This window comes from Pseudochrobactrum sp. AO18b, from assembly GCF_000409565.1.
GTDB classification, from domain to species: domain Bacteria; phylum Pseudomonadota; class Alphaproteobacteria; order Rhizobiales; family Rhizobiaceae; genus Pseudochrobactrum; species Pseudochrobactrum saccharolyticum.
This window is the reverse complement of sequence record NZ_ANNO01000163.1, coordinates 1-7461: the sequence shown is the minus strand read 5'-3', so window position 1 is coordinate 7461 and position 7461 is coordinate 1. Positions and strand designations below refer to the sequence as shown.

Below are 7461 nucleotides of genomic sequence, written 5' to 3'. Positions count from 1 at the left end.
GGGGGCGCGGAATCGCTCCGCGATCGCGCCACTTTATGACCAAAGGCCCGAATTGCGGGTGCGCCAGAATGCGCTTTTCCAGCTTGGGTGATGAGCGCGCAAAAAACCATGCTGCCAGAATAATAAAGATTGTCGTTGGCATCACCGGCAGAATTGCACCGATAATCCCTAATCCCAGCATCAGAAAACCGAGACACAGATAAAGAAAGCGTTGCGGGCCGGACAGAACAACCGCTTGAGCAGGCGTCTGCTCTTGCTGCACGCTCTCCGGTGTCGTGACCGGCTTGAGCTCAGGCCTGCTCTGGGAATGATCCGATGGAGGAAACGACATAAATACGATCCGATATAATCTTCTGTTCCGGCTTTTGCCTGCCAACGTTTGCTTATCAGCGTTTTCCGGCTGAGTTTGCACGTTTTTCAGCAGCAAAACATCCTCCCCGATTCTGCCTGCCGGTCTTATTGTGCATCCAAAAACGCCTGTATTAAGCTCTAAACCCAAAAGGTGAGACAAGCAATCAGCTTTCAAAAACGTGATCACCGGCCAAAATCACAATTTCGCCACAATATTTACACCTTGGCGGAAGGCTTTTTAAACTTGGCCTGCAAACACAGATTGTACCGGCCGCCCCTTGGACTCAGTCTTGATTCTGAAAGTAAACATGTCCAGTTCTTGAAATGCGATCAGAAGCAGAGTCATATTTCCATAAAAATAAATAATGATAAATACATTTTCGATTCATAAAAGACAAACTTGAAAATATAAAAGTCTTAAATCATAATATATACTCAATATAACGAAATTTTACAGATTGTTAACCTAAAATTCAATCCAAAATATATTCCATTTGTGACCATTTCAGCGCCACATTTACATTGCAGTTGAGCGCCTGAACTTCTGTTACTTCAGATTATTGATAACGACAGAGCGGATGACTGACTGCAATTTATCAGCATTCTGCGCCCGCGCTCTGACACAACCGTCGCGCCCGATATTTTGTACAATGATTGTACAACCTCCGGCTGCTGACACCGGTACGACCTATGACGACAATCCGCACCAAGCGCCTGCCTGCCCTCTTTGCATTTTCTGCTGCTGTCTTTTTAGTTTCTGCTTTTTCCAGCAGTCAGGCTGAAGCTGCTGCTGCCAATTGCGGCCGCGCCTCCTGGTATGCACTGACATCAAAAACCGCATCAGGTGAACGCATGAATCCGGCAGGTATGACTGCCGCACACCGCACCCTGCCGCTCGGCAGCAAAGTCCGTGTGACCAATCAGAACAACGGAAAATCGCTCGTGGTACGGATTAACGACCGCGGCCCGTTCATCAAAGGCCGTGTTCTGGATCTTTCCAAAGGCGCAGCGCAGAAACTCGGCTTTGTCGGCGCAGGCCATACCAAGGTTTGCTACAACAAGCTGTAATCAACGCCGGAGCATTTCCTGTTCATCCTGATACACCGGAAATGCTCTGCCTGTATGCTTTCACGCATTTTCAGACGCAAAACCGGTTTCAGCTTTTACGGAATATTAAAGGGGCAAAACTGCCCCTTAACGCTTGTTAACCATTTCTTAATAAACTCGGGCGCAGCGCGCCCCGCACAATTGACTCTTACCTGTTACCGATATTAACATTTCGTTAATAAGTAGCTGTGGCTGAGGCGTTGTGTATGTTCAGTTTTGTAAAATTTAAAAATCTGACACTGTCAGCCGCAGGCTTGGTAGCAAGTTTGGTATTGGCGTTTGGCTCATCAGCGCTTGCAGCCCAGACAGGCAGCCCGTTCATGGCAACCGGCGGTTTGACATCACAGCCAATCGGTCATTACGAATTCTGCAAACGACTGCCAGCCGAGTGCAATGTTACTTCTGCGCAGACAGCGCCGATCAAGCTCGATCAGGCAACATGGGCGAAAATTGTTCAGGTTAATATTGAAGTCAACGCGCTGATCCAGCCAATGACTGATATGGAAATCTACGGTGTAGAAGAATACTGGACCTATTCCACCACTGTCGGCGATTGTGAAGAATATGTCCTGCTCAAGCGCCGTGAACTTGCCAAAGCCGGTATTCCGCTCAGTTCATTGCTCATCACTGTTCTGCGTAAGCCGGACGGTGAAGGTCATGCGGTTCTGACCGTGCGTACAGATCGCGGTGATTTCATTCTCGATAATCTGACCGATGCCGTGAAAAACTGGCAGGAAACTGATTATACCTATCTGAAGCGTCAGGCTGCCAACCATACTGGTCGCTGGGTTTCCATTGAAACTCCGGGTAATCTGGTTGTCGGCGCTGTTAAATAAACCAGTGCGTAATATAAACGGCCTGGTCAGGCACTGACCATTTCCGTCGAGGTGCGATAGGAAACAGCCTCAGCCACATGTCTGCGCTCCACATGCGCCACCGCATCAAGATCAGCCAGCGTGCGTGCGACTTTCAAAACACGATGATAGGCACGTGCTGACAGTCGCAATTTCTCACTCACATCATAAAGCAATTTGCGTCCGTCATTGCTGACTGCGGCTACCTCCTCAAGAATATTGGGCGGACAGGCAGCATTGGTTATAATATGCGCCATACCTGATTGCCGGTAACGCTCCTGCTGGATTTGCCGCGCCTGCGCCACACGTTGAGCCACAGCAGCACTGCTTTCCGCCGGCCCCGTTAGGATCAAATCTGAAGGTTTAAGCGCCGCTACGTCCACCCGTAGATCAATACGATCCAGCAATGGCCCTGATATCCGCGCCTGATAATCGCTGCGACAACGCGGCCCCCGCGCACAAGTAAAGCCCGGTTCTCCCGCCATACCGCATTTGCACGGGTTCATCGCCGCTACCAGCTGAAACCGTGCCGGATAGCTGATGCGATGATTGGCACGGGCGATCATACATTCACCTGTTTCCAAGGGCTGACGCATCGAATCCAGCACCTGCGGAGAAAACTCCGGTAATTCATCAAGAAACAGCACGCCATGATGAGCCATGGATATCTCGCCGGGCTTTGCTTTATGCCCGCCGCCAACCATTGCCGCCATTGATGCCGAATGATGCGGGCTGCGAAACGGCCGCCGGTCTGTGAGCCTGCCTCCGGATAACGTGCCGGAAACTGAGGCAATCATCGAGACATCGAGCATCTCCCGTGGAGACAAGGGCGGCAAAATACCGGGCAGGCGCTGCGCCAGCATCGATTTACCCGAACCCGGAGGGCCGACAAACAACAAATTATGATTGCCCGCAGCAGCCACCTCCAGCGCCCGCTTAGCCGTCTCCTGCCCCTTCACATCCGCCAGATCAGGAAACACCTCCAGCTCCTCTGAAAAGCCCTGTATGGCCGGTTGCGGACGGGACAATACCTGTGAGCCACGAAAATGATTAGCGAGCGCGATCAGACTACGCGGATTGAGGATCGGCATATCCGCATCAGCCCATGCAGCCTCTGCCCCGCAAGCCTGCGGGCAGATCAATCCCAGATCATGCATATTGGCGGTTATCGCTGCGGGCAGCACACCGGCAACCGGTGCGATTGTGCCATCCAGAGCCAGCTCTCCCAGCACGACAAAGGATTGAAGACAGTCTTCCGGCAAAGCACCGACCGCCACCATCAGCCCCATGGCAATCGGCAGATCATAATGCGAGCCTTCTTTGGGCAAATCCGCCGGTGCCAGATTGATGGTCACTTTCTTCACCGGCATCGACAGACCGGAAGCATGAAGCGCCGCCTGCACCCGCTCACGGCTCTCAGCCACAGCTTTATCCGGCAAGCCGACAATCGACATGCTCATCTTGCCCGGTGCAGCCATCACCTGCACATCAACAAGCTTGGCTTCAATGCCCTGAAAAGCAACTGTACTGACCCGTGCAATCATTTCATGCCCCCACCCGATACATCATTTTAAGCAGGGGAAATGCACAACATCAACAAACAAAAACACCGGAACTGCAAATGAGTTTCCGATGTTTTATTAATTATATCAATTAGTTATAAAGATGAAATTTAAGCGCGCTTGGCTTCAACCACATCCCAGAACAATTGCGCAATATCCGCACCGCCGAAGCGTTTAATCTCGCGGATACCGGTCGGTGAAGTCACGTTGATTTCGGTCATGTAATCACCGATCACATCAATGCCGACGAGAATAAATCCACGCTCTTTCAGCGACGGTCCGATGCGTGCGCAGATTTCCTTCTCGCGCTCTGTCAGCTCAGTCGCTTCAGCACGGCCGCCGACATGCATATTGGAACGGGCATCGCTCTCCGCAGGCACACGATTGATGGCACCAACCGGCTCGCCATCAATCAGAATAATGCGCTTATCGCCGGAGCGCACATCTTTCAAATAACGCTGGGCGATAAACGGTTCGCGATACATTTGCCCGAACATTTCCAGCAGTGAGGTCAGATTGCGGTCATCTGTCGTCAGATGGAACACGCCAGCGCCGCCATTGCCGTAAAGCGGCTTGATGATGATATCGCCGAATTCCCTGCGGAATTTGAGCACTTGCTGCAAGTCTTTGGTAATCAGTGTTTCCGGCATCAGATCCGGAAATTCTGTGACAAAGATTTTCTCAGGGCTGTTGCGCACCCATGCCGGATCATTCACCACCAATGTCTTCGGATGAATACGCTCCAGAAGATGGGTTGTGGTGATATAATTCATGTCGAAAGGCGGGTCTTGACGCAGCAGGATAACGTCCATTTCCGACAAATCCGTATGCACGGCTTCACCGAGTATGAAATGATCGCCTTCAATATCACGCACCTGCAACGGCTCCAGAGCCGCGCTGACCACACCATCACGCATCGACAGGCGATCCGGTGTGTAATGATAAAGCTCATGGCCACGCTCTGCTGCCGCAAGGCACAAAGCAAAGCTGGTATCACCCGCGATACGAATGGAATTGATATGGTCCATCTGAACCGCAATTTTCAAAGCCATGGTGCCCTCTGTCTCATAATTTCAGTAACTGCTACGCATATTTAATACAAAATACCGGCCAGTAAAGGCCGGTATTTATAATGCTAACTACATTAATGTGATCAGGCTGCATTGCCTTCAACAATTATAACCTCACCATCGGCAACAGTCTGACGAATTGCCACAGCTGCCTGATATTCCGGTGAATTATAACAATCCAATGCATGTTGCATGCTTGGAAATTCGATGATGACATTACGCGCGCGTCCCTGCCCTTCTACCGCATGGGCAGCGCCGCCACGGGCAATAAAATTGGCACCGAAGCGCTCAAAAGCGGGCTTGGCTGTGCTGATATAATCTTTGTAACGCTCAGCATCACGCACATCGACACGGGCAATCCAGTAAGCTTTCGTCATCATTTACTCCCATTCATGATTTTCACACAGCTGCAGCCATTTCTTCCAGAATGCTCTGTGCCGCCGCTTTACGATCTGCAGCACCAACAATCGGACGCGCCACAACAAGATGGCTCGAACCGGCGCGAAGTGCATCTGCCGGTGTCATCACACGTTTCTGGTCACCGGCTTCACTGCCCGCAGGACGGATACCCGGTGTAACAATCGCCATATCCGGCCCGACAATTTTACGGATAGCGGCCGACTCAGCAGCAGAGGCTACAATACCGCCCATCCCTGCATCACGTGCTTGCTGCGCGCGGCGCAGCACCAGTTCCTCCGGTGACATAGTGTAACCGGCCTCCAGCATATCTGTCTGATCCATCGAGGTCAGCACAGTCACACCAAGCAGGCAGAGGTCTGAGCCTTTGGCAGCTTCCACAGCTGCACGCATCGCCTTCGGATAGGCGTGCAGCGTCATCATGGTCACACCGCGCTTGGCGATATTTTCCACGCCTTTGGCGATTGTATTATCGATATCGAGCAATTTCACATCAAGAAAGACTTTTTTGCCCATTGAAAGCAGGCGTGAAGCAAAATCCAGACCGCCACCCTTTGCCGTTTGCGAAAACACCAGCTGGTAACCGATTTTATAGAACGAAACCGTATCGCCAAGTTCCTCAACGATCTTTTCCGCTGCAATTACATCCGGCACATCAAGGCCAACGATCAACCGGTCGCGCACGCTGCTCACATCCATCATCTGTCTCCGCACTTCATTCTGATCTGAAATTTATCCCTCATCGCACAACAAGCACTGAGTGAAAAGATCAGATCTTGCTGATAAGGCTGCGACAGACACGGGCAAGGGTCTGCGCCGTGCGTTCATCGCGCAAAGCGCCGTCTTCATTGAATGCCTGATGGGCATGAGGAACAGAACATTGCTCGGAAATAATCTGGGTATTGAGCATCATCATAACCGAGCGCAGATGATACAGACCGCGCATACCGCCAAATCCGCCAGGCGACGAGGAGCACAGTGCCACCGTCAGATGCGATGTCGGCTGAAACGGCTTACCACCATCTTCATGAATGCGGCTGATCCAATCCAGCGTGTTTTTCAGCAAAGGCGGGATTGAGGAGTTATATTCAGGCGAAGCAATCAGCAGGCCTTTATGCGCCGCAAAGAGCCGTGCAAGCTTATAGGCATTTTCCGGAATGCCCTCTTCCGCTTCCAGATCCTGATCCATAATCGGCAGCGGATAATCTTTGAGCGAAATATAGGTTACGTCTGCGCCCTGCCGCGTCAGTTCCTGCACGGCAGCTCCGGCAAGCTGACCGCTATAGGCATTTTTACGGGTGGATCCGGCAAAAACGAGAACTGAGGACATAGAGCTGATCCTTTCAATGGCGGCAAAACAAATAGTCAGAACATCACTATTTAGCGCCGCATATAAAAAAGCAACGCCGCATCAACATTCTGATACGGCGTTCTGTGCTGCATTTTACGGCTGGTCGTAATCTACACCAGAATCCGGCGATAAACCCACAGGCGCGCAGGCGGCAGGTTGCGCAAAATAAAATCGAAGCCTTCGACACTATAAGCACCGCGCCCGACCGGCAGCGGTGAAACCGGCCCGTAAGAAATCTGCATGACCGGACGGCCGGCAGGAATACGGGTCAGCAAATCGCCAAGAAATGCCAGTCGTTTTTCCATCGGGAAATTAAGCAGCGGCACAGCGGAAATCACGCTGTCAAACTGCTGATCCCGTGCTTCACCGAGCACATTATCAAGATCAAAGGCATCGCCCTGCAGGAAGTTCACACCTGCATAAGTGCTCTGCAAATGGTGGAAAAACTCAGCCGAATATTCAACTGAATACAGGTTCTGCGGCTCAATTCCGCGCTCAAGAATGGCTTTGGTAATCACACCGGTACCGGGTCCCAGTTCCAGAACCGGCAGCCCCGATGACGGGTTAACAATGCTGGCCATGCGGCGTGCTGTAACACCACTTGTCGGCAGAATGGCACCGACAGCTTTCGGCTTATCGATCCAGCCTTTGAAGAAGCGGATCTCTTCATCGAATTTTTGTGCAAGTTTCTTTGGTATCAGCCCAGCCATCAAATACTCCCATATGTCGCCAGCAGACAAAGAATTGCC

The 7461-nt window shown here is 51.5% G+C and carries 8 protein-coding genes and 1 pseudogene; 2 read left to right on the top strand and 7 right to left on the bottom strand.

All coding sequences use genetic code 11. The annotated features are described in order from the left end of the window. Positions 1-331, bottom strand: a 331-nt coding sequence (locus A918_RS19715) for a YbaN family protein (RefSeq protein WP_022710334.1), incomplete at its 3' end; no start/stop codon positions are given. 800 nt (positions 332-1131) lie between these two features. Here A918_RS19715 and A918_RS0106800 point away from each other — a divergent pair. Both A918_RS0106800 and A918_RS0106795 read left to right on the top strand, forming a co-directional pair. Further along, a pseudogene (locus A918_RS0106800) lies at positions 1132-1419 on the top strand (septal ring lytic transglycosylase RlpA family protein); the annotation flags it as partial. 245 nt (positions 1420-1664) lie between these two features. After that, positions 1665-2294, top strand: a complete 630-nt coding sequence (locus A918_RS0106795; RefSeq protein WP_022710332.1) for a transglutaminase-like cysteine peptidase — start codon at positions 1665-1667, stop codon at positions 2292-2294. A gap of 26 nt (positions 2295-2320) precedes the next feature. On the opposite strand, the gene A918_RS0106790 is transcribed toward A918_RS0106795, so the two are convergent. The 6 genes from A918_RS0106790 to pmtA all read right to left on the bottom strand — a co-directional run bounded on the left by A918_RS0106790 (position 2321) and on the right by pmtA (position 7422). Next, positions 2321-3856 carry a YifB family Mg chelatase-like AAA ATPase gene (locus tag A918_RS0106790; protein WP_022710331.1) on the bottom strand — a complete coding sequence of 512 codons (1536 nt, stop codon included), beginning with the start codon at positions 3854-3856 and terminating at the stop codon, positions 2321-2323. 128 nt (positions 3857-3984) lie between these two features. Then, complete coding sequence (gene gshB / locus A918_RS0106785) at positions 3985-4926, bottom strand: glutathione synthase (protein ID WP_022710330.1); 942 nt, start codon at positions 4924-4926, stop codon at positions 3985-3987. A gap of 101 nt (positions 4927-5027) precedes the next feature. Then, positions 5028-5321, bottom strand: a complete 294-nt coding sequence (locus tag A918_RS0106780; RefSeq protein ID WP_028233483.1) for a DUF1330 domain-containing protein — start codon at positions 5319-5321, stop codon at positions 5028-5030. A 22-nt stretch (positions 5322-5343) separates the two neighbouring features. Further along, positions 5344-6063: an orotidine-5'-phosphate decarboxylase gene (gene pyrF, locus A918_RS0106775; RefSeq protein WP_371257506.1), complete on the bottom strand. Its 720-nt coding sequence runs from the start codon at positions 6061-6063 to the stop codon at positions 5344-5346. 67 nt (positions 6064-6130) lie between these two features. Next, entirely contained in the window at positions 6131-6691 is a 561-nt protein-coding gene (locus tag A918_RS0106770) for an NADPH-dependent FMN reductase (RefSeq protein WP_022710327.1), read from the bottom strand. A 131-nt stretch (positions 6692-6822) separates the two neighbouring features. Continuing rightward, the gene (pmtA, locus tag A918_RS0106765; RefSeq protein ID WP_028233481.1) at positions 6823-7422 is read right to left on the bottom strand and encodes a phospholipid N-methyltransferase PmtA; all 600 of its coding nucleotides are present in this window, start codon (positions 7420-7422) and stop codon (positions 6823-6825) included. Positions 7423-7461 lie beyond the last annotated feature (39 nt).

Coding starts and splice junctions, on each gene's coding strand:
- A918_RS0106795 (WP_022710332.1), top strand. CDS start 1,665: ATGTTCAGTTTTGTAAAATTTAAAAATCTGACACTGTCAGCCGCAGGC.
- A918_RS0106790 (WP_022710331.1), bottom strand. CDS start 3,856: ATGATTGCACGGGTCAGTACAGTTGCTTTTCAGGGCATTGAAGCCAAG.
- gshB (WP_022710330.1), bottom strand. CDS start 4,926: ATGGCTTTGAAAATTGCGGTTCAGATGGACCATATCAATTCCATTCGT.
- A918_RS0106780 (WP_028233483.1), bottom strand. CDS start 5,321: ATGACGAAAGCTTACTGGATTGCCCGTGTCGATGTGCGTGATGCTGAG.
- pyrF (WP_371257506.1), bottom strand. CDS start 6,063: ATGATGGATGTGAGCAGCGTGCGCGACCGGTTGATCGTTGGCCTTGAT.
- A918_RS0106770 (WP_022710327.1), bottom strand. CDS start 6,691: ATGTCCTCAGTTCTCGTTTTTGCCGGATCCACCCGTAAAAATGCCTAT.
- pmtA (WP_028233481.1), bottom strand. CDS start 7,422: ATGGCTGGGCTGATACCAAAGAAACTTGCACAAAAATTCGATGAAGAG.